Annotated in this window: 6 protein-coding genes; 4 read left to right on the top strand and 2 right to left on the bottom strand. The window is 75.5% G+C overall.

Translation table 11 applies throughout. The features are described 5' to 3' along the window. The first annotated feature begins 15 nt into the window (after positions 1–15). Genes ACFY0P_RS25490 through ACFY0P_RS25505 form a run of 4 tightly spaced genes read left to right on the top strand, consistent with a single transcriptional unit; the run spans position 16 to position 21,310 of the window. Complete coding sequence (locus ACFY0P_RS25490; protein WP_388918158.1) at positions 16–5,049, top strand: type I polyketide synthase; 5,034 nt, start codon at positions 16–18, stop codon at positions 5,047–5,049. A 27-nt stretch (positions 5,050–5,076) separates the two neighbouring features. Beyond that, on the top strand, positions 5,077–15,234 hold the full coding sequence (locus ACFY0P_RS25495; protein WP_388917340.1) for a type I polyketide synthase: 10,158 nt from the start codon (positions 5,077–5,079) through the stop codon (positions 15,232–15,234). Positions 15,235–15,271: 37 nt separating this feature from the next. After that, entirely contained in the window at positions 15,272–19,861 is a 4,590-nt protein-coding gene (locus tag ACFY0P_RS25500) for a beta-ketoacyl synthase N-terminal-like domain-containing protein (protein WP_388918161.1), read from the top strand. Between the two features lie 18 nt (positions 19,862–19,879). After that, positions 19,880–21,310, top strand: a complete 1,431-nt coding sequence (locus ACFY0P_RS25505) for an FAD-dependent monooxygenase (protein WP_388917343.1) — start codon at positions 19,880–19,882, stop codon at positions 21,308–21,310. 74 nt (positions 21,311–21,384) lie between these two features. Here the strand turns inward: ACFY0P_RS25505 and ACFY0P_RS25510 are convergent, their stop codons facing one another. Next, positions 21,385–22,425 (bottom strand): MsnO8 family LLM class oxidoreductase, encoded by a 1,041-nt coding sequence (locus tag ACFY0P_RS25510; protein ID WP_388917345.1) that lies wholly within the window; start codon positions 22,423–22,425, stop codon positions 21,385–21,387. Beyond that, positions 22,418–23,377, bottom strand: coding sequence for an ACP S-malonyltransferase (locus ACFY0P_RS25515; RefSeq protein ID WP_388917348.1), 960 nt, complete (start codon positions 23,375–23,377; stop codon positions 22,418–22,420). The genes ACFY0P_RS25510 and ACFY0P_RS25515 overlap by 8 nt, the downstream gene beginning before the upstream one ends. Positions 23,378–23,410: the final 33 nt, after the last annotated feature.

Below are 23,410 nucleotides of genomic sequence, written 5' to 3' on the forward strand. Positions count from 1 at the left end.
CTCCGAGGGAGCGACATTCCGATGGCGGACGAAGACAGGCTGCGCGACTATCTGGCGCGGACCATCGCCGAGTTGCAGCGCACACGGCAGCGGCTGCAGGAGAGCGAGTCCGCCGGGCGTGAACCGATCGCGATCGTGGCGATGAGCTGCCGCTATCCGGGGAGTGTGGCCTCCCCGGAGGATCTGTGGCAGTTGCTCGCCGAGGAGCGGGACGCCGTCTCGGCGTTCCCCGCGGACCGCGGCTGGGACCTGGACACGCTGTACGACCCGGATCCGGACCACACCGGGACCTCCTATGTGCGTGAGGGCGGCTTCCTGTACGACGCCGGGGACTTCGACCCGGAGTTCTTCGGGATCAGCCCGCGTGAGGCGTATGCCATCGACCCGCAGCAGCGGCTGCTGCTGGAGCTGGCGTGGGAGGCGTTCGAAGGGGCGGGGCTGGATCCGCGCACACTCAAGGGCAGCCGTACCGGGGTCTTCGCGGGGGTGATGTACGACGACTACGCCTCGCGGCTGTTCCATGCGGTGCCGCGCGAGTACGAGCCGTACCTGGGCAGCGGCAGCGCGGGCAGCATCGCGTCGGGGCGGGTCGCGTACACCTTCGGCCTGGAGGGGCCCGCGGTGACCGTGGACACCGCCTGCTCGTCGTCGCTGGTGGCCGTGCATCTGGCGGCGCAGGCGCTGCGGCGCGGGGAGTGCTCACTGGCGCTGGCCGGCGGGGTGACGGTGATGGCGAGCCCGGGCGTGTTCATCGAGTTCAGCCGGCAGCGGGGGCTGGCTCCCGACGGCCGCTGCAAGGCGTTCGCGGAGGCGGCGGACGGTACGGCGTGGGGCGAGGGGGCCGGCCTGGTGCTGCTGGAGCGGGAGTCGGAGGCGCGGGCGAACGGGCATCCGGTGCTCGCGGTGCTGCGCGGGTCGGCGGTCAACCAGGACGGCGCGAGCAGCCAGCTGACCGCGCCCAACGGTCCTTCCCAGCAGCGGGTGATCCGGGACGCGCTGGCGGACGCCCGGTTGTCGACGGCCGACGTGGACGCCGTGGAGGCACACGGGACCGGCACCCGGCTCGGCGACCCGATCGAGGCGCAGGCCCTGCTGTCCACGTACGGCGCCGGGCGCCCCGCCGGGCAGCCGCTGCTGCTGGGTTCGGTGAAGTCCAACATCGGGCACACCCAGGCGGCCGCGGGCGTCGCCGGCATCATCAAGCTGGTGCAGGCGATCCGGCACGGCGTGCTGCCCCGGACCTTGCACGTGGACCGGCCTTCGACGCAGGTGGACTGGTCCGCGGGCGCGGTGCGGCTGGCGTCGCGCGCCGAGCCGTGGCCGGAGGTGGGGCGCCCGCGCCGGGCGGCGGTCTCGTCGTTCGGGATCAGCGGGACCAACGCCCACGTGATCATCGAGCAGGCGGTGGCGGAGACGGACCCGCACGGCGCCGGGCCGGCCGCGTCCGGGACGGGGGCGCACGACGCGGATCTGCCGGAGCCGGCGCACACCGCGCCCGCGCGGCACGACCCGGCGGGCCGGGACGCCGACGGGAACGCACCCGAAAACGGTGGGGCGTGGCCGGTCGTGCCCTGGCTGCTGTCGGGCCGGTCCGTGGAGGCGCTGCGCGGTCAGGCCGAGCGGCTGCACCGGCGGTTGACGGCGCGGTCCGCCGGCTCCGTGGTGGACGTCGCGCACGCGCTGGCCACCTCCCGCAGTGCCTTCGAGCATCGCGCGGCCGTGGTGGGCCGTACGGCGGAGGAGTTGCTCGACGGGGTCGCCGCGCTCGCCGACGGGCGGAGCGCACGGAACGTGCTGCTGGGGACGGCCGGCCGGCCCGGCCGTACGGTGTTCGTCTTCCCTGGCCAGGGGTCGCAGTGGCCGGGTATGGCCCGTGGCCTGCTCGCGGTGAACGATGTCTTCCGGGACCGGATCCGGGAGTGCCACGAGGCGCTGGCGCCGCACACCGACTGGTCGTTGCTGGACGTTCTGGAGGAACGGCCGGGCAGTGCCTCGCTGGACCGGGTCGACGTGGTGCAGCCGGCGCTGTTCGCGGTGATGGTGTCGCTGGCCGCGGTGTGGGAGTCGTACGGGGTGCGGCCCGACGCGGTGATCGGTCACTCCCAGGGGGAGATCGCCGCCGCGTACGTCGCGGGGGCGCTGTCGCTGGCCGACGCGGCGCGCGTCGTGGCGCTGCGGAGCAGGGCGCTGACCGCCCTGGCCGGACGGGGCGGGATGCTGTGGGTGGCGCGCGGCGCGGCCGAGGTCGCCGAGCGGATCGCCGGGCTGGACGTCCATGTGGCGGCGGTCAACGGACCGGGTTCCGTGGTCCTCTCGGGCACCCCCGAGGCGCTGGACGCCTTCGCCGTGGCGTGCACGGCCGAGGAGATCCGTACCCGCCGGGTGCCGGTGGACTACGCGTCCCACTCTCCTCAGGTCGAGGAGATCAGGGAGCGGCTGCTGGCGGAGCTGGCCGGGGTGGCGCCCACGGCCTCCGGGCCCGTCTTCGCCTCCACGGTGACCGGGGGCCCGCTGGACCCGGCGGAGCTGGACACCGGCTACTGGTACCGGAACCTGCGCGAACCGGTCCGGTTCGAGGAGGCCACGAGGGAGCTGCTGCGGGACGGGCACGGGCTGTTCGTGGAGTGCAGCCCGCATGCCGTGCTGACGGCGGGGGTCCAGGAGACGGCCGACGCGCTGGGCGTGCCGGTGATCGCCACCGGCACCCTGCGCCGGGACCACGACGCGGAGGGGTCGCTGGTCGAGGCCGTGGCCCGGGCACACGTCCAGGGCGCCGCGGTCGGCATCGCGGTGCTGACGGCCCCGCACGGTCCCCGGCCGGTGGAGTTGCCCACCTACGCCTTCCAGCGGCGGCGTTACTGGCTGGAGGAGTCCCCCGCCGGCCGCAGGCTGCGAGCGCGGGCCGAGGGCGACGACGGGGCGTTCTGGGAGGCCGTCAAGGAGGGCGACGTGGCGGGCCTGTCCCGCACGCTGCAACTCGAAGCGGCCGAGGGCGACACCCCGCTGGCCGAGGTGCTGCCGGCCCTGGCGGCCTGGCGGACGCGGTCCGAGGAGCGTGCGCTCGGGGACGGCTGGCGTTACCGGGTGCAGTGGCGCCCTGTGCCGGAGCCGCCCGCCCCGGCGTTGTCGGGGACCTGGCTGCTGGTGGTGCCCGAGGGGTACGAGGAGGACGCGGCGGCCGAACTGTGTCACAAGGCGCTCACGGGCCACGGGGCGCGGGTGCGGCAGGTGGTGGCCGACCCCGCCGGCGCGGGACCCGAGGAGTACGCGCAGTTGATCGCGGAGGGCGCGGAGGAGCCGCCGGCGGGTGCGGTGTCGCTGCTGGCGCTCGCCGACCGGCCGCATCCGGAGCATCCGGCGGTGCCGCTGGGTGTGGCCGGGACACTCGCCCTGGCGACGGCGCTGTCCGGCGCGGCGGTCCCGCCGCCGCTGTGGGCGGTCACCCGGGGCGGTGTCTCGACCGGTCTGCCGGATGACGGCCCGCTCGCCCCCGCCCAGGCGCAGGTGTGGGGCCTGGGCCGGACCGTGGGCCTGGAACAGCCGCGCCTGTGGGGCGGTCTGCTGGACCTTCCGGCGGTGCCGGGCGACCGGACGGCGGGCCAGATCGCCGCGGTCCTCAGCGGTGGCGCCGTGGAGGACCAGGTGGCGGTGCGCGCCTCCGGTGTGCACGCCCGGCGCTTGGTGCCCGCGCCTCGTGGTGGCATGGCGCCCGAGTGGCGGGCGCGCGGCACCGTGCTGGTCACGGGCGGCACCGGCGGGATCGGCGCCCATGTGGCCCGCTGGCTCGCCGGACGTGGCGCGCGGCACCTCGTCCTGGCCGGGCGGCGCGGACCGGCGGCGCCCGGCGCCGCCGAACTGGCGGAGGAGTTGACCGCGGCCGGGGTGGGCGTGTCGGTGGTCGCCTGCGATCTGGGCGAACGCGCCGACGTCGAGCGCCTGTTGGACGCGGTGCCGAAGGACGTCCCGCTGACGGCGGTCTTCCACGCGGCGGGGCTGCCGCAGGAGGCGACGCCGTTCCAGGACACCGACGCCGACGGCTACGGGCGGGTGGTGGCGGGGAAGGCCGTGGGAGCGGAGCTGCTCGACGAGCTGCTCGCCGATCGTGAGCTGGACGCGTTCGTGCTCTTCTCCTCCAACGCCGGGGTGTGGGGCGGCGGCGGGCAGGCCGCGTACGCGGCGGGCAACGCCCATCTTGATCTGCTCGCCCACCGGCGGCGGGCCCGGGGGCTGCCGGCCACGTCGGTCGCCTGGGGTTCGTGGGCGGACGGCGGCATGCTGGCGCGTTCCGCGGCGGCTGGTGAGCTGGCACGACGCGGTCTGCGGGCGATGGCTCCCCGGACGGCGCTGGGTGTCCTGGGCGAGGCGCTCGCCGACGGCGAGACGGCGTTGTCGGTCGCGGACATGGACTGGCAGCGGTTCGCGCCGAGTTACACCGCGCTGCGGCCGAGCAGGTTCCTGACGGAGATCCCGGAGGCCCGCGCGGCCACCGAGGAGGCCGAGAGCGCCGGTACGCCGGACGGGGACGTGCTCGCGCTCCTGCGTGAGCGGCTGGCACCGCTGTCCGCGGCGGGCCGGCACGAGCTGGTGCTGGGCCTGGTGCGGGCGGAGGTGGCGGCGACGCTCGGGCACACCGGAGGGGACGCCGTCGCCGCGGAACGGGCGTTCACCGAACTCGGCTTCGATTCCGTGACCGCCCTCGAACTGCGCAACCGGCTCGGTGCGGCCGTCGGCCTGCGACTGCCCGCGGCCGTGGTCTTCGACTTCCCGACCTGCGCCGCGCTGACCGCCCATCTGGTGGCGGAACTGGTCGGCGCCGACGACGGCGCGCAGGCCCTGGCCGCGCAACTGGACCGGCTGGAGCGGACGCTGCTGGGCGAGCAGCCCGGCAGCGAGCTGCCGCCGGGCATCGCCGACCGGCTGCAGTCGCTGGTGTGGCGGCTGACGGGCGACCACGGCGCGAGCCCGGAGCGGGCGGACGACACGGCACTGCTGACGGCCACGGACGACGAGCTCTTCGACGCCCTGGACAGCGAACTCGGATCTCTCTGACGTACGGACGAAGGGTTGGACGTGGCCATGTCTCATGGGTCGAACGAGTCGCACCAGTCGAACGAGGAGAGGCTCCGCGACTATCTGCGGCGGGCGACAGCGGATCTGCGCCAGGCCCGGCGCAGGCTCCAGGAGGCGGAGGCGGAGCAGTACGAGCCGATCGCCGTCGTGGGGATCGGCTGCCGCTTCCCCGGCGGGGTGCGCACCCCCGAGGACCTGTGGCGGCTGGTGGCCGCCGGCGGGGACGCGATCGGCCCGTTCCCCGCCGACCGGGGCTGGGACCTGGCGGCGCTCTACGACCCGGACCCGGAGACGTCGGGCACGTGCTACACCCGTGAGAGCGGATTCCTGTACGACGCGGGCGACTTCGACGCCGAGTTCTTCGGGATCAGCCCGCGTGAGGCGCTCGCCGCCGATCCGCAGCAGCGGTTGCTGCTGGAGGTCGGCTGGGAGGCGGTGGAGCACGCCGGGATCGACCCGACCACGCTGCGCGGCAGCAGGACCGGCGTCTTCGCGGGGGTGATCTCCCACGACTACCGTCCGCAGTCCTACCGGGAGGGCGACAGTCTCGAAGGCTACGTGCTCACCGGGACCACCAGCAGTGTGGCCTCCGGGCGGGTGGCGTACGCCCTCGGTCTCGAGGGGCAGGCGGTGTCGCTCGACACGGCCTGCTCGTCCTCTCTGGTCGCCATCCATCTCGCGGCGCAGGCATTGCGGCGCGGGGAGTGCGTGCTGGCCCTGGCGGGCGGGGTGACGGTGATGGGCAGTCCCGGCGCCTTCGTCGAGTTCAGCCGGCAGCGCGGGCTCGCCCCGGACGGGCGCTGCAAGGCCTTCGCGGCGGCCGCGGACGGGACCAACTTCGCCGAGGGCGTCGGGGTGCTGGTCCTGGAGCGTCTCTCGGACGCCCGCCGCAACGGGCGGGACGTCCTCGCGGTGGTCCGCGGCTCCGCGGTCAACCAGGACGGCGCGTCCAACGGGCTGACGGCACCGAACGGACCGTCACAGCAACGTGTCATCCGGCAGGCCCTGGCCAGTGCGCGGCTCGGGCCGGCCGACGTCGACGCCGTCGAGGCGCACGGCACCGGGACCCGGCTGGGTGACCCGATCGAGGCGGAGGCGGTCCTGACCGCCTACGGCCACGGGCGCGAACGGCCCCTCTACCTCGGCTCGGTGAAGTCCAACATCGGCCACACGCAGGCCGCCGCGGGGGTCGCCGGGGTCATCAAGATGATCGGGGCGATCCGGGAGGGCGTGCTGCCGCCGACCCTGCATGTAGACGAACCGACGCCGCATGTCGACTGGTCCTCGGGTCAGGTCACGGTCGTCACCGAGCCCACGCCCTGGCCGGAGGCAGGGCGGCCGCGCCGGGCGGGAGTCTCCGCGTTCGGGATCAGCGGCACGAACGCGCACCTGATCCTGGAGCAGGCGGAGGAGCGGGCCGGAGCCCAGGCGCAGGACCGGCCCACCGGACCGGCCCTGCCCCTCGTGCTCTCGGCGAAGAGCGGGTCGGCGCTGCGGGCGCAGGCCGGGCGGCTGCTGGCGCATGTCGGGGACCATCCGGAGCTGGGCGTCGCGGACCTCGCCCACTCCCTGATCACGACCCGCGCGGCGTTCGAGCAGCGCGCGGCGGTCCTGGGGTCGTCGCGGGACGAGCTGGTCCAGGGTCTGACGGCACTGGCGGAGGGCCGCGCACACGACCGGGTCGTGACCGGCACCGCCGAACGGCCGCCGAAGACGGCGTTCCTGTTCTCCGGACAGGGCTCACAACGGCCGGGCATGGGACGGGAGTTGTACGACACCTACCCCGTCTTCGCCGAAGCCCTCGACGAGGTCTGCGCGCTCTTGGACCCGCACCTCGCACAACCCCTGCGGGAGGTGATGTTCGGCGACAGCGACGAGCTGCTGGGACAGACCCTCTACACCCAGACCGCGCTCTTCGCCTACCACACCGCCCTGTTCACGCTCCTGACGAGCCTCGGTATACGACCCGACTACCTCGCCGGACACTCCATCGGCGAGATCTCCGCCGCCCACGCCGCCGGAGTCCTCACCCTCCAGGACGCCGCCAAGCTCGTCGCCGCCCGCGCCACCCTCATGCAGCAACTCCCGCCCGGCGGCACCATGATCGCCGTCGAGGCCGGCGAGGACGAGCTCCTGCCGGGCCTGGAGGAGTTCCACGACCGCGTTGCCGTCGCCGCCGTCAACGGCCCGCGTTCCGTGGTCCTGTCCGGCGACGAGGGACCGGTCACCGAGCTCGCCGAGTTGTGGCGGGAACGCGGCCGGCGCATCCGGCGTCTGGACGTCAGCCACGCCTTCCACTCCCCCCACATGGACCCCGTTCTCGAACAGTTCCGGTCCACGGCACGGGAGCTGACCTACCGTCCGTCCACGGTGACCATCGCGTCCAATCTCACCGGTGCCCTCGCGACGGCCGAGGACCTCACCTCGCCCGAGTACTGGGTCCACCACATCCGCAACGCCGTCCGCTTCCACGACGGCGTGCGGACCCTGGCCGGCGCGGGCGCCACCGTCCATCTGGAGCTCGGTCCGGGTGCGACCCTGACGCCCCTGGTACACCAAGCCCTCGACGACGCGGTGGTGGTGCCGGCCGAGCATCCCGGACTCGTCACCGCGCTGGCCCGGCTGCACGTCCACGGCGTCGCCGTCGACTGGGCCCCCCTCCTGACCGGGGCGCGGGCGGTGCCGCTTCCGACGTACGCGTTCGAGCACCGGCGCTACTGGATCGACTCGGCCTTCCACGCGGCCGGCGGGGCCACGACGGAGCAGGCGGGGGACACGGAGTTCTGGGCGGCGGTCGAGCACGGCGACCAGGACGCGCTGGCGAGCCGGCTGGAGGTCGGCGAGAACGCCTCGCTGGGGGAACTGCTGCCCGCCCTCGCCGGCTGGCGACGCCGTACGCAGGAGGCCTCGCGGGTCGACCGGTGGCGCTACCGCGTCGCCTGGCAGGCCGCGCCGCACCCGGCGGGCACGGCCGTGCCGGGAGGGTCCTGGCTGGTCGTCGTGCCCGCCGCGCACGTGGACGACGAGGCGGTGGACCTGGTCCACACCGCGCTGCGCCGGCACGGGGCGGCCACCACCACTCTGACCGCCGACGGCACAGCGGACCGCGCCTGGTTCACGGACCGCCTTCGCGCCGCGGGCGAGGCCGTCGACGGCGTGGTCTCCCTGCTGGGCTTCGCCGAGGAGCCGCATCCCGAGCATCCGGCGGTCCCGCTGAGCGTGGCGGGAACCCTCGCGCTCGTGCAGGCGCTGGCCGGCACCGGCTCCGCGGCGCGGCTGTGGACGCTGACCCGCGGGATCGCGCAGTGCGGTGTGGAAGGGGACGGCGAGGCGTCGGGGAGCGGGGCGCAACTGTGGGGCCTCGGCCGGGTGATCGCGCTGGAGCAGCCGCGGCTGTGGGGCGGCCTGGTGGATCTGCCCGCGACGGCCGAGCAGCGTACCGGCGGCGATCTGGCCGCCGTCCTGGCCGGGCTCGGCGACGAGGACCAGGTGGCGCTGCGCCGTTCCGGACCCTTGGTCCGGCGGCTGGTGCGAGCACCGCTGCCCCGCCGTACCGTGCGGCCCGCGCCCTGGACACCGCGCGGCACGGTCCTGGTCACCGGCGGCACCGGCGGTGTCGGCGGTCATCTCGCGCGCTGGCTGGCCGAGCGCGGTGCGGAGCACCTGGTGCTGGCCGGGCGGCGCGGGCCCCGGGCCCCCGGTGCGGCCGAACTCGCCGCGGAGCTGGAGGCGTCCGGCACCCGGGTGACGCTCGCCGCGTGCGATGTCGCCGATCCGGACGCGCTGGCCGCGCTGGTGGCCGAGCATCCGCCCACCGCGGTCTTCCACGCCGCGGGCGCCGCACAGGCGTACACGCCGGTGGTGGAGACGGAGGTGGCCGAGTACGCCCGGGTGGTGACGGGCAAGGTGGCCGGTGCCGAACGGCTGGCCGCGCTGCTGGCCGGCCGGGACCTGGACGCCTTCGTCCTGTTCTCCTCCAACGCGGGGGTGTGGGGCAGCGGCGGCCAGGCCGCGTACTCCGCGGGCAACGCCCATCTGGACGGGCTGGCCGAGCGGCTGCGGGCGCACGGCCGCCGGGCGGTCTCGCTCGCCTGGGGTTCGTGGGCGGACGGCGGCATGGCCGATTTGGAAGGTGCCGCCGACCTGCTGGAGCGGCGCGGCATCCGCGCGATGGCGCCGGCCCTGGCGCTCGGCGTGCTGGGGCAGGCGCTCGGCGACGACGAGACCCTGCTGTCGGTCGCGGACATGGAGTGGGAGCGGTTCGCCCCCAGCTACACCGCGATGCGCCCGAGCCCGCTGCTCGACACCGTTCCCGAGGTGCGGGCGGCGCTCGCGGAGACCGCCGGCGCCCCCGCCCGCGACGCCGCCGCTGACGGACTCGCGACGAAACTGGCCTCGCTGTCACCGCGCGAACAGCGGGCGCTGGTCGGGAGGCTGGTGCGCGGCGAGGTCGCCGCGGTCCTCGGCCACGCCTCGCTCGACGCGGTGCCGCCGGACCGCGCGTTCAAGGACCTGGGCTTCGACTCCCTGACCGCGCTCGAAGTCCGCAACCGGGTCAACCGGGCCACCGGCCTGCGGCTGCCCGCGGTGGCCGTCTTCGACCACCCGACGTCGGCCGCGCTCGCCGGTCACATCCTCGCCGAACTGCTGGACGGCGACACCGTGGCAGGCGCGCCGGCCGTCCGGGAGGCCGTCGCGGACGGCGAGCCGATCGCCATCATCGGCATGAGCTGCCGTTACCCCGGTGACGTGACATCGGCGGACGGGCTGTGGCGACTGGTGCGCGACGGCCGGGACGCGATCTCCGGCTTCCCCACCGACCGCGGCTGGGACCTGCCGGGCCTGTACGACGCGGACCCGGACGGCGTGGGCACCTCCTATGCGCGGCACGGCGGATTCCTGTCCGGCGCCGCCGACTTCGACGCCGCGTTCTTCGGCATCAACCCGCGCGAGGCGCTGGCCTCCGATCCGCAGCAGCGCATCCTGCTGGAGAGCGCGTGGGAGGCGGTGGAGCACGCCGGGATCGACCCGACCAGCCTGCGCGGCAGCCGCACCGGCGTGTTCGTCGGCGTCTTCGCGCAGGAGTATGCGGCCCGGCTGCGCGGAGTGCCGGAAGGCGTGGAGGGCTATCTCGCGTCGGGCAACGTCACCAGCGTCGCCTCCGGCCGGATCTCGTACACCCTCGGCCTGGAGGGGCCGGCGGTGTCGGTCGACACGGCGTGCTCGTCGTCGCTGGTGGCCCTGCACATGGCGTGCCGGGCGCTGCGGGGCGGCGAGTGCGACCTGGCACTGGCGGGCGGCGCCACGGTCGTCGTGACGCCGAACATCTTCACCGAGTTCAGCCGCCAGCGGGGGCTGTCCCCCGACGGCCGCTGCCGCTCCTTCGCCGCCGGCGCGGACGGCACCGGCTTCGGTGAGGGAGCCGGGCTGCTGCTGGTGGAGCGGCTCTCGGACGCGGTGCGCCGCGGCCACCGGGTGCTCGCGGTGATCCGGGGCAGCGCGGTCAACCAGGACGGTGCCTCCAACGGCCTGACCGCGCCCAGCGGCACCTCGCAGCAGCGGGTCATCCGGGACGCCCTCGCCGACGCACGGCTGACGACGGCGGACGTGGACGCGGTCGAGGCGCACGGCACCGGCACCGTCCTCGGCGACCCGATCGAGGCGCAGGCGCTGCTCGCCACCTACGGGCAGGACCGCGAGGAGCCGCTGTACCTGGGGTCGTTGAAGTCCAACATCGGGCACACCCAGGCCGCGGCGGGGGTGGGCGGCGTCATCAAGATGGTCCAGGCGATCCGGCACGGCGTGCTGCCGAGGACCCTGCACGTGGACGCGCCGTCGCCGCACGTGGACTGGTCGGCCGGCAAGGTGGAACTGCTCACCGAGCAGCGACCGTGGCCCGAGGCGGGCCGGCCGCGCCGGGGCGCGGTGTCCTCGTTCGGGCTGAGCGGCACCAACGCCCATGTGGTGCTGGAGCAGGCGCCCGGGGCGGCCGTCGGCGAGGAGGAGAACAAGGAGAAGGAGGGCGGCGGGACCGGGGATCCGGGCGGCGAAGGTGCCCTCGTGTGGCCGCTGTCCGCGCGCACCGGGCCCGCCCTGCGCGCACTGGCCGGGCGGCTGCACGCACTGGCGTCGGAGCTGCCCGACGCGGCGCTCGCCGACGCCGGGCGGGCCCTGGCGGAACAGCGCACCGCGTTCGGGCACCGGGCCGTCGTGGTGGCCGGCGGGCGCACCGCACTGCTGGACGGCCTGGCGGAGCTGACGCAGGGGCGGGAGAGCGAGGCCGTGGTGGTGGACACCGCGGCCGACCCCGGCGGTACCGTCTTCGTCTTCCCCGGCCAGGGCTCCCAGTGGCCGGCGATGGCCCGGGAGCTGCTGACGTCCTCGCCGGTGTTCCGGGAGCGGATCGAGCAGTGCGCACGGGCGCTGGCACCGTACACCGACTGGTCGCTGCAGGACGTCCTCACCGAGCGGCCGGGCAGTGCGTCGCTCGAGCGGGTCGACGTGGTGCAACCCGTGCTGTGGGCGGTGATGGTGTCGCTGGCCGCGGTCTGGGAGTCGTACGGGGTGCGGCCGGACGCGGTGGTCGGCCACTCGCAGGGCGAGATCGCCGCCGCCACGGTCGCCGGTGCACTCGGCCTGGACGACGGCGCGCGGGTGGTCGCGCTGCGCAGCGCCGCGCTGAGGGCGCTGTCCGGCCGGGGCGGCATGATGTCGGTGCAGCTGGCGGCCGAGGCGGTGCGGGAGCGGTTCCCGGAGGACTCCGACCTGAGCGTGGCGGCGGTCAACGGACCGACCTCCACGGTGGTTTCGGGCTCCCCGGACGCCCTGGACGCCCTCGCCGCGGATTGCGAGGCGGCCGGGGTGCGGGTACGGCGGGTGCCCGTGGACTACGCCTCGCACGGGCCGCACGTCGCCCGGGTCGAGGCCGAGGTACGGGAACTGCTCGCGGGGATCAGGCCACGCTCGACGGACGTCGTCTTCTACTCCACCGTCACCGCCGGCCCGCTGGACACCGCCGCACTCGGTCCGGAGTACTGGTACCGCAACCTCCGGCAGCCCGTGCTGCTGCTGCCGACGGCCCAGGCGCTGATCGCCGACGACCACCGGCTCTTCGTCGAGGTGAGTCCGCACCCGGTGCTGACCGTCCCGCTCCAGGAAGCGGCGGAGGCGGTCACCGAGGCGCCGGTGACGGTGACCGGGACGCTGCGCAGGGACCACGGCGGTGCGGCCGAGATGCTGACCGCGCTGGGGCGGGTGCACGCGGCGGGCGGGCCGGCGGACTGGTCCGCGGCCCTCGGCGGGTTGGCGCGCCGCCCGGTCGACCTGCCGACCTACCCCTTCCAGCGGCAGCGCTACTGGCTGGACTCCCCGGCCGGCACCGGTGACCTGTCCGGGGCGGGCCTGGCCGACGCCGGGCACGCGCTGCTCGGCGCGGCGGTCGACCTCGCGGACGGCGCCTCCCGTGTGCTCACGGGACGGTTGTCGACGGCCACCCACCCCTGGATCGCCGACCACGCGGTCGCGGGGAGGGTGCTGCTGCCCGGGACGGCGTTCGTGGACCTCGCGCTGCACGCGGCGGCCAGAACGGGCGGGGGCGGGGTCCGTGAACTGACGCTGCACGCCCCGCTGGTGCTGCCCGCGGACGGCGCAGTGGACCTCCAGATGGCGGTCGCCCGCGGCGACGAGGAGGGCGTCCGGTCCCTGACCGTGCACGCCCGGCCGGTCGACGCCGACGAGCTGGACGGCGCCGGCTGGACGCATCACGCGACAGCCGTTCTGGCCCCCGCGCCGGGTGCCGCTCCGGAGGCCGTGCCGGGCCCGTGGCCGCCCGAGGGGGCCGAGGCCCTGGACATCGAGGCGTTCTACGACGGGCTCGGCGAGGCCGGCTACGAGTACGGCCCCGCGCTCCGCGGGCTGCGGGCCGCCTGGCGGACCCCGGACGCGATCCTCGCGGAGATCGCCCTGCCCGAAGGGGTCGGCGCGGACGGCCACGGCGTCCATCCGGCGCTGCTGGACGCGGCGTTGCACGCCATCGCGGCGGACGGCCTGCGCACGGCCGCCGACCGGCGGATACGGCTGCCGTACGCGTTCGGGGACATCACCCTGCACGCGACCGGCGCCACCGCCCTGCGCGCCCGGCTCGCGGTCGTCGCCGAGCAGCCCGAACAGCTCACCGTCGCCGCCGAGATCACCGACCCCGACGGCCGTCCGGTGCTGTCCGTCGGCACGCTGACGCTGCGCCAGATGTCGGCCGCCGGTGCCGTCCGGCCCCGCTCGCTGTACGAGATCGTGTGGCCCGAGCCGGCCGTCGACGGCACCGCCGTCCCGGGCCGCTGGGCCCTGCTCGGCGACGACCCGCAGGGTCTGGTGCCGCAGGAGGCGGCGCACACCGGCCTGGCGGCGCTGTCCGCCGCCGTGGACGGCGGGCTGCCGCTGCCGGAGGCGGTGCTGGTCCCGCTGCCGGCGTTCGTGGCGGAGCCCGTGCCGGGCGCACACGCGGCCGCGGCGCAGGTGCTCACCCTGGTCCAGGAATGGCTGGCCGATCCGCGGTACGCGGCGGCGCGGCTCGTGTTCGTCACCCGCGGCGCGGTCGCCGTCCACGACGACGACGGGCCGTCGGACCCCGCCTGGCTGGCCCACGGCACGGTGCCCGGCCTGCTGCGGTCCGCCGGGGCCGAGAACCCCGGCCGTTTCGTCCTGCTGGACCTCGACGGCACGGACGCCTCCCGCACCGCCGCGCCCGCCGCGCTGGCCGGCGCGCTGGCGCGGGACGAGCCGGAGGTGGCGGTCCGCGAGGGCGAAGCCCGGGTACGCAGGCTCGGCAGGGCGGTTCCCGCGGCCGCGGCGGGCCTGCCACGGTTCGGTGCCGAGGGGCCGGTCCTGGTCACCGGTGGCACCGGCACGCTGGGCGGGCAGGTGGCCCGGCACCTGGTCGCCGCGCACGGCGTGCGCCGTCTGCTGCTCCTGGGCCGGCAGGGCCCCGAGGCACCCGGAGCGGCCGGACTCCACGCGGAACTGACCGCGCTGGGCGCCGAGGTGGAGATCGTCGCCTGCGACGCCGCCGACGCGAGCGCGCTGGCCGCGCTGACGGACGGCCGTGTGCTCGGCGGCGTGGTGCACGCAGCGGGCGTCCTCGACGACGCGACCGTTCCCTCGCTGACTCCCGGACAGCTGGCGCGGGTGCTGCGGCCCAAGGTGGACGCGGCCTGGAACCTGCACGCGCTGACGGCCGGCCGGCCCGGGACGCCGTTCGTTCTCTTCTCGTCCGCCGCGGCGGTGCTGGGCAGCCCCGGACAGGCCAACTACGCGGCGGCGAACGCCTTCCTGGACGCGCTGGCCCACCACCGCAGGACTCGGGGGCTGGAGGCGGTGTCCCTGTCGTGGGGGCTGTGGGCCGACGCCAGCGGCATGACCGGACACCTGGACGACGCCGACCTGCGCAGGATCGGGCAGGGGGGCATCCTGCCGCTGGACAGCACCGAGGCGCTGGACCTGCTGGACACGGCCCTGGGCCTGGGGCGTCCGGCGCTCGTGCCGGTCCGGCTGGACGCACCCGCGCTGCGCGCGCGGGCGGCCGAGACCGGCACGGTCCCGGGGGTGTTCCGGACATTGGTCCGGGAGACGCAGGGGCGGCCGGACGCCGGGGACGACCTGCTGCGGCGGCTGCGCGGGCTGGACCGGGAAGGCCGCCGGACCCTCGTCCTCGGCCTGGTCACGCAGACGGCGGCCGCCGTGCTGGGCCACGCCGACCCGCAGGCGCTGGAGGAGGAACTCCCGTTCAAGGACCTTGGGTTCGACTCGCTCACCGGGGTGGCGCTGCGCAACCGGCTGGGCGCGGCCACCGGCCTGCGGCTGCCGGCCACGCTTGTCTTCGACCATCCGACCCCGCGGGCACTGGCCGACCTGCTGCTGTCCCGGCTGGCCGACGAGGAAGCGCCGGCCGCGCCGATCCTCACGGACCTGGACGGCCTCGCGAAGGAGCTCACCCGGCTGCCCGCCGACGCCGGCCTGCGCGAACAGGTCGCCGACCGGCTGCGTGCGCTGCTGCGCGACGTCCTGCCGGACGACGGGAACGGCGGCGGGGACACCGGGGGCGAGCGGATCGCGTCGGCCTCCGCCGAGGAGATCTTCGACCTGATCGACAACGAGCTGGGCGTCGCGTGATGGCCACGGGCACGCCGGCGAGCCGAGGGAAGGGCAACTGATGGCCAGCGAAGAGGAACTCGTCGCCTATCTGCGCCGGGTCACCGCCGATCTGCAGCAGACCCGCCGCAGGCTGGCGCGGGCCGAGGCGAAGGAGCGCGAGCCGATCGCCGTGGTCGGCATGAGTTGCCGCTACCCGGGCGGGGTGACCACACCCGCCGAACTGTGGCGACTGGTCGACGACGAGGTGGACGCCATCGGCGGCTTCCCCGCCGAACGCGGCTGGGACGTGGCGGAGCTCTACCACCCCGACCCCGACCGGTCAGGCACGGTCACCACCAAGCAGGGCGGTTTCCTGCGCGACGCCGACCGCTTCGACGCGGCCTTCTTCGGGATCTCGCCCCGGGAGGCCCTGGCGATCGACCCCCAGCAGCGCATCCTGCTGGAGACCGCGTGGGAGGCCTTCGAACACGCCGGGATCGACCCGCACGAGCTGCGCGGCAGCCGGACCGGTGTGTACGCGGGCGTGATGTACAACGACTACGGTGCCCGTCTCCAGCACCGCCCGCCCGAGGAGGCCGAGGGCATGCTCGGCAGCGGCAGCGCCGGCAGCGTGGCCTCGGGCCGGATCGCGTACACCTTCGGCTTCGAGGGGCCGGCCGTCACGGTGGACACCGCGTGCTCCTCCTCGCTCGTCGCCGTGCACCTGGCCGGGCGGGCGCTGCGGGCCGGTGAGTGCTCGCTGGCGCTGGCCGGCGGGGTCGCGGTGATGGCGACCCCGGCGACCTTCGTCGAGTTCAGCCGGCAGCGTGGGCTGGCGCCCGACGGCCGCTGCAAGGCGTTCTCCGCCGACGCCGACGGAACCGGCTGGGCGGAGGGCGCCGGGCTGCTGCTGCTGGAACGGCTCTCCGACGCCGAGGCGAACGGCCACCGCGTGCTTGCGGTGATCCGCAGCTCCGCCGTGAACCAGGACGGTGCCTCCAACGGCCTCACCGCGCCCAACGGCCCCTCCCAGGAGCGGCTCATCCGGCAGGCCCTCGCCGACGCGGACCTGGCGCCGGCCGACGTGGACGTCGTCGAGGCGCACGGCACGGGTACCCGGCTCGGCGACCCGATCGAGGCGCAGGCGTTGCTCGCCACCTACGGGCAGAACCGCGCGGAGCCGCTGTACGTGGGGTCGCTGAAGTCCAACATCGGGCACACCCAGGCCGCCGCCGGAGCCGCCGGCATCATCAAGATGGTCCACGCCCTGCGGGCCGGCGTGCTGCCGCGCACGTTGCACGCCGACCGGCCCACGCCGCAGGTCGACTGGTCGGCGGGCAAGGTGAAGCTGCTGACCGAGCGGGTGCCGTGGCCGTCGGTGGACCGGCCCAAGCGGGCCGCGGTGTCTTCGTTCGGCATCAGCGGCACCAACGCGCACGTGATCCTGGAGGAGGCCCCGGCCGAACGGGTTCCGGCGGCGGGAGCCGACTCCGACGGCGCCGCGGCGGACACCGGGACCGGTTCCCCGGCCGGGGCCGGACGTGCGGAACCGGTCGGTGTCACGCTCCCCTGGCTGTTGTCGTCCCGTACCGAGGCCGGGCTGGCCGCACAGGCCGCGCGGCTGCACGCCCATCTGACGGCCCGTCCGCGGCTCGGGTCGCGGGAAGTGGCCCGCACGCTGGCCGGGCGTACCCGTTTCGGCCATCGGGCGGCCGTCGTCGGAGCCGACGGGGACGAGCTTCTCGCCGGGCTCGCCTCGCTCGGCCGGGGTAACCCGGACGGCGCGGTTCCGGTCGGTTCCGGGCGGGCCGGCGGCACGGCGTTCCTGTTCACCGGGCAGGGCGCCCAGCATCCCGGCATGGGGCGGGAGCTGGCGGCGGCCTTCCCGGTGTTCGCCGACACCCTCGACGAGGTGGCCGCACTGTTCGCCGTGCATCTCGAACGGCCGTTGAAGGACGTGCTGTTCACTCCCGGCGAGCCGCTCGACGACACCCTGTACACCCAGCCGGCCCTGTTCGCCTACGAGATGGCGGTGCACCGCCTGCTGCGGCACTGGGGCATCGCTCCCGACTACCTGGTCGGACACTCCATCGGGGAACTGGCGGCCGCCACGGCGGCGGACGTGCTCGATCTGCCGTCGGCGGTACGGCTGGTCGCCGCCCGGGCCCGGCTCATGGCGGGGCTCCCGCCGGGAGCCATGGCCGCGCTGGACGCCGACGAGGCGACAGCCGCCGGGTTGCTGGCCGGGCGCACGGACCTGCTGGCCGTGGCGGCGCTGAACGCCCCGGGGTCCGTGGTCGTCTCCGGCGACCCGGCGGCACTCTCCGAGGTCGAGGAGGAGTGGCGGGAGCGGGGCGGCCGCAGTCGACGCCTCACCGTCGGGGGTGCTTTCCACTCGCCCCTCATGGACGGCGTCCTCGACGAGTTCGGCGCGGTCGCCGCGGAACTCGCGTACCGACCGCCGTCGGTTCCGGTCGTGTCCACCCTGACCGGCCGCGTCGCGACCGGGGACGATCTGGTCACCGCCGGCTACTGGACCCGGCAGCTGCGGCAGACCGTGCGGTTCCAGGACGCGGTGAGCGAACTGCGTCGGCTCGGTGTCACCACCCTCCTGGAGACCGGTCCCGCGCCGACCCTGACCGCGCTGGCCCGGCGTGCCCTGGAGGCGGACGCCGCAGCTCCCCCGGTACGTGCCGTCGCCACCGCCCGGCCGGGGCGCGACGAGGCGACCGCGCTGCTGGGGGCGGTGGCCGAGGCGCACGTGCACGGCGTGCCGGTCGACTGGGCGGCGGTCCACGGTGCCGGTGACACCGTGGTGGACCTGCCCCCTTACGCCTTCCAGCGGGAGCGGTACTGGCTCGACACGCCCGCCCTGTCGACGGCCGTGGCCGACGGGGCGGAGTCCGCGTTCTGGGACGCGATCGACCGCGCCGACGCCGGATCCGTGGCGGAGCTCCTGCACCTGGACCGGCCGGGGCCGCTGGCCCCGCTGGTGGACGCGTTGTCCGCGTGGCGCCGTCGGCCGAACTGGCCGCACCGGCCGGCCTGGCGCCACCTCGCGCTGCCGGACCGGGTGACACCGGCCGCCGGCGGCTGGGCGCTGCTCGTACCGGCCGACCCGCTGCACGGGGACGCGACGGTGGGCGCCGTGGCGGACGCGCTCGCCGCGTACGGGGCCGAGGTGGTCCGGGTCGCCGACGCGGGGAGCACGGTGCTCACCGGGCGGTCCTGGGCAGGCGTGCTCGCCTTTCCCGCGCGGGGCGCGGCCGGTCCCGTCCCGGCCGTGCTGGAGACGCTCGACACCCTGACGGCCGCCGGCGTCACGGCGCCGTTGTGGGCGGTCACCGCGGACGGGGTGACGGTGGACGACGACGGGCCGGGACCCGACCTCGGGCAGGCCGCCGTGTGGGGGCTGGCCCACGGACTGTCCGTCGAACGCCCGCAGGCGTGGGGCGGTGTCGTGGATCTGCCGCCCGACCCGGCCGGCGCGGCGCGGGCCGGCGCGCGGCTGGCCCGCTTCCTGGCCGCGTCGGACGGCGAGGACCAGGTGGCCGTGCGCGGCCAGGACCTGTACGGACGGCGGCTGGTGACGGCCTCGGTGCCCCGCCACGACGACCTCAAGGTGCCGCCGGGCACGATCCTGGTGATCGGCGGCACCACGGGGCTGGGCCGGGAGGCCGCACGCTGGCTCGCCCGGCACGGCGCCGAGCATCTGCTGCTGACCCACGCACCGGGTGATCCGACGGAAGCCGACCCGTATCCGGCGGAGTGCGGCGCCCGGGTGACCGTCACGGCGTGGGACCCGGCCGGCCGGGGGGCCGCGGACCTCCTGCCGCTCCCGGACTCGGCACCCGCGGCGGTCGTACAGGTCCTGGTACCGCCCGAGCCGCCGCCGGCCGCGTCGCTCGGCCCGCAGCGGGCGGAGCAGGCGCTGGCCCGGGTGCGGGCGCAGGCGCGGACGGCCGCCGAGGTGGCCGACCGGACGCCCGGCGCGGTACTGGTCCTGCTGGGTGCCGCGAGCGGGGTCCTGGGCGGTCACGGCACGGCCAACGAGGGCCCGGCGCAGGCATGGCTCGACGGGCTGGCCCGGCAGCGGACCGCCGACGGCCGGCCGACCTCGGTGCTGTTCTGGGGTCCCTGGTCGCGGGAGGGCGTGGTGGAGGGCCCGCGCGGCCACGGTCTGCGCCCGGTGGCCGCCGCGGCGGCGATGGACCACCTGGCGCGCGCCTTCGGCGACGGCGGTGCCCGGCTGCTGCTCGCCGACCCCGACTGGGAGAGGCTGCTGCCGGAGTTCGGCGGTGAACGCCCGCGCCCGCTGCTGCGCGAACTCCCGCGGGCGGCACGGCTGCTGCGGGCCGCGGACGAGGGCCGTCCGCTGTCCTGGCGGCGGCGGCTGGCCGAGACCGAGGGCGAGGACCTCCGCTCCGTGCTGCTGGAACTCGTACGCACCCAGGCAGCCGCGGTGCTGGGGCTGCCCGGACCGGAGGACGTGCCCGAGGACGTGGAGTTCCTGCACATCGGGTTCGCCTCGCTGACCGCGCTCGAACTCAACAACCGGCTGCGGGACGTGGCCGGGCTCACCGTCCCGGCCACCGGGATCTACGACTTCCCGACACCGGCCGCGCTCTCCCGCTTCCTCGGCGACTCGCTCGCCACCACCCCGTGAGGAGTCCGAATGACCCGCGTGAACCGCACTGTGATCATCGCCGGCGGCGGCCCGGTCGGGCTGTTGCTCGCCGCTGAGCTGCGGCTGAACGGCGTGCCCGCCGTGGTGCTCGAGCGGCGTGCCCGCCGCGATCACGAGGCGTTCTCCCGGCTGTTGCACGGCCGGTCCGCGGACGTCCTGGAGCGGCGTGGCCTGCTGGCCGGACTGGGTGAGCTGCCGCGGTGGCCGGCGGTGCACTTCGCCCATCTGCCGATGGATCTCGGCAAGGCCTCCCCCGACGACTACTGGCTGATCGTGCCGCAGCACCGGGTCGAGGCGGCCCTGGAGGACCGTGCGGTGGCCCTCGGCGCGGACCTGCGGCGCGGCCACGAGGTGGTGGCGGTCGGCCAGGACGCGGACGAGGTGGCGGTCACCGTGCGCGGGCCGTCGGGCGAGTACTCGCTGCGTGGTGCCTTCCTGGTCGGGGCGGACGGTGGCGACAGCACCGTCCGGGAGGCCGCGGGCTTCGCGGCACCTCCGCGCGGCCCGTCGTGGTACGGCGTGGTGGCACAGGTGGAGGATTACCGCGGGCCGGAGGGGGCGGGCACCGGCGCGGCCGGGCTGTACGGCGTGATCCCCGACGCGGGTTTCCACCATGTGATGACCACGGAGTTCGCCCGCGAGACACCCGGCCACCAGGTGCCGGTGGGCTTCGAGGAGGTCCAGGCGAGTGTTCGGCGGGTTGCGGGTGCGCCGGTGACCGGCGGCCGACCGCGCTGGATGGCCCGCTACGGCAATGTCACCCGGCTTCCCGACGCCTTCCGCAAGGACAGGGTCCTGCTCGCGGGCGACGCCGCGCACACGCATTTCCACGCCGTCGGGCACGGGCTCAACACCGGCCTCAACGACGCGGTGAACCTTGGCTGGAAGCTCGCCGCCGAGGTCAACGGCACGGCGCCGGAAGGCCTGTTGGACACCTACGAGGCCGAGCGGCGGCCGGTCGGGGAGCGGGCGGTCGAGGTCATGCTGGCCCAACTGGCCCTGCTGCACCCGCTGGAGGAGCCGGCGCCGCTGCGCGCGCTCGTTGCCGAACTGGTCCGGCTGCCGCAGGTCGTGGAGCATCTGGTCGGCGCGGTCACGACCGTGCGCTATCCCCTGGAGCGGATCCTGCCCGAGGCGTCGACCGGCGTCTCGCCGCTGGTCGGCCGTCCGCTGCCGGTCCTGCCCGAGGCCGCCGCCGGGGCCGTGCACAGCGGGCTCGGCGTCCTGCTGGTCCGCGAGGGGGACCCGGATGCTCCCGGCGACGTGCCCGGCTGGTCGGACCGGGTGGCGCGGGCCGCTGTCCCGGCCGTCCCCGGACTCGACGCACCGGGCCTGCTCGTCCGGCCCGACGGCTACGTCGCGTGGGCCGGGTCCGACGAGAAGGGCCTGCTGACCGCCCTGGAAACCTGGTTCGGCCCCGGAGCGTAGTCCACACAGCGCCGTCCCGCCACGAGGCCGGTTCCCCGTGGCGGGACGGAAGCTGCCGTCGCCGTACGGCGCTTTCAGCGGAGCGCTCGGGTCCGCAGATCCGCGGCGACCTCGGCGAGCAGTTCGTAGGAGCGCAGCCGGGCCGCGTGGTCGGTGACGATGGTGATCGCCATGATTTCGTCGGCGCCCGTACGTTCGAGCAGCGTGGCGAGGGCGCGGCGCGCCGCCACGGGGTCCCCGACCACCTGGCTGTCGAACTGGGCCCGCACCTCGGCGCGTTGCCCGGCCGGACAGCCGGCGGCAACGGCCTCGGCCTCCTCCGGGCGCAGATAGGGGCCGAGCCGCCCCTCGCGCATCTGGAGGGCGGCCACTTCCAGCGGGCCGGCCAGGTACCGGGCCCGTTCCCCGGTCTCGGCCAGCAGCACCAGGACGTCGAGCACGACGTATGGTTTCGGCCATCGTTCGCTGGGCCGGAAGGCCGACCGGTACGCCTTGAGGGCGGCGTCGACGGTGTGCGGGCTGAAGTGGTAGCCGAAGACGAAGGGCAGCCCGCATCGGCCGGCGAGCACGGCGTCGGTCTCGTCCCGGCCCACCATCCAGACGGGCGGCCCGCTGTCCGGACTGGGCGTCACCAGGACACCGCCGGCCGTGTCCGTCGCCGGATCCAGCAGCCGCAGCAGTTCCTCGGTGCGCGCGGCGAAGTCCTCCGCGGTGCAGGGGCCGGCCCCGCCGCGCAGGGCGATCTGGACGGCCGGGTTCAGGCTGCCGGTCGCCGGGCTGACGCCGAGGTCGATCCGGTCGGGGTGGAACGCGGCCAGCGTGCAGTACTGCTCGGCGACCAGCAACGGCCGCTGGTGGGCCAGCAACACCCCGGCGGCCCCCACCCGCAGCGTGCGCGTGGCGTGGGCCGCCTCGGCGACCAGCAGGGCGGGCGCGGAGGCCGCCAGGCTGAGCGTGCTGTGGTGTTCGGAGAACCAGTGCCGCAGGTAGCCGAGCCGTTCGGCATGGCGGGCGAGGTCGAGCGTCCGGGCCATCGTCTCCGCCACGGTGGCCCCTTGTACGACGGGTGCGATGTCCAGGACCGAGAGCGGCACTCCGGCCCGGCGGTCAGACACGGGCCCCGCTGTCGGCCACCTGGGTCGCGGCGGTCACCGCCTGCTCCACGTCGGCCGGTTCCTGCACGTGCACCACGGGAAAGGGAAAGTCGATGACCCCCTTGGGTATGGATCTGCCCAAGACCACCCCCAGTCGGGTGCCCAGCCGCCCCAGTTCGGCGAGCATGCCAGGCATGGTGATGGGTGCGACGGGGTTACGGTCGAACAGATCGCGCACCTGCTCGGCGGTGGTCAGTGCCCGGGCGTCGGGCTGGACCGCGGAGCAGACCGGCACGGGGGGATCGGTGAAGGGCATGGCGTTCACATACGCCGAGAGGAACTCCCGTTCGTGTGCGCGCAGTTCGGTGTGGGCGGCGATGGTCTGCCCCTCCAGGACGAGCACGGTCCGCTCCGGCAGGGATGCCGCGAGCTTCTCGATCGCGGTGCGTCGGCCGCCTAGCAGCAGCATCCGCTTGGTGCCCTCCAGCACCGGGCCGAAGTCCCCGGCGAGGTGGACCCCGGGCCGGGCGGCGCCGTGATAGCCGGCGGGGTCGTCCTCGGCCGGCACGAAGGCACGGGCGACCGCCTGCTCCGGGGCGTCCGGCGGCAGGTGCGGCACCAGTCGCTGCTGGTGCAGGAAGCGCAGGTAGTGGTCCCGCCCGAGGCCACCTGCCAGGACCCCTGCGGTCATGCCGCCGAGACTGACGCCGCCGGTGACGGAGGGGGTGACGCCACGCTCGGCGAGCACGTCGGCGAGCCCGAGGACGAGGGCGGCCTGGCGCAGCGATCCGCGGCTCTGCCGCTCCTCCGGATCGTCGGGCAGCTCGTCGGTGAGCAGCTGGGGAACCGTCAGGCCGGTCCACCGTGCGGCACGGTCATAGGCCTCGCGGACGGCGGCGAAGGCCTCATGGAAAGGGACGGTCGTCGCGGCGTCCAGGTTGACGCGGCCTCCGACCACGTAGGCAACGGTCATAAAGGCAGTCCACAACACACCGCCAAAGTCTCA

Origin of the sequence: Streptomyces sp. NPDC001714 (assembly GCF_042892755.1) — a bacterium.
Taxonomy (GTDB): Bacteria; Actinomycetota; Actinomycetes; order Streptomycetales; family Streptomycetaceae; genus Streptomyces.

Bases quoted from the DNA above. Each gene is read 5' to 3' on its own strand.
- ACFY0P_RS25495 (WP_388917340.1), top strand. From the start codon at position 5,077: ATGTCTCATGGGTCGAACGAGTCGCACCAGTCGAACGAGGAGAGGCTC.
- ACFY0P_RS25515 (WP_388917348.1), bottom strand. From the start codon at position 23,377: ATGACCGTTGCCTACGTGGTCGGAGGCCGCGTCAACCTGGACGCCGCG.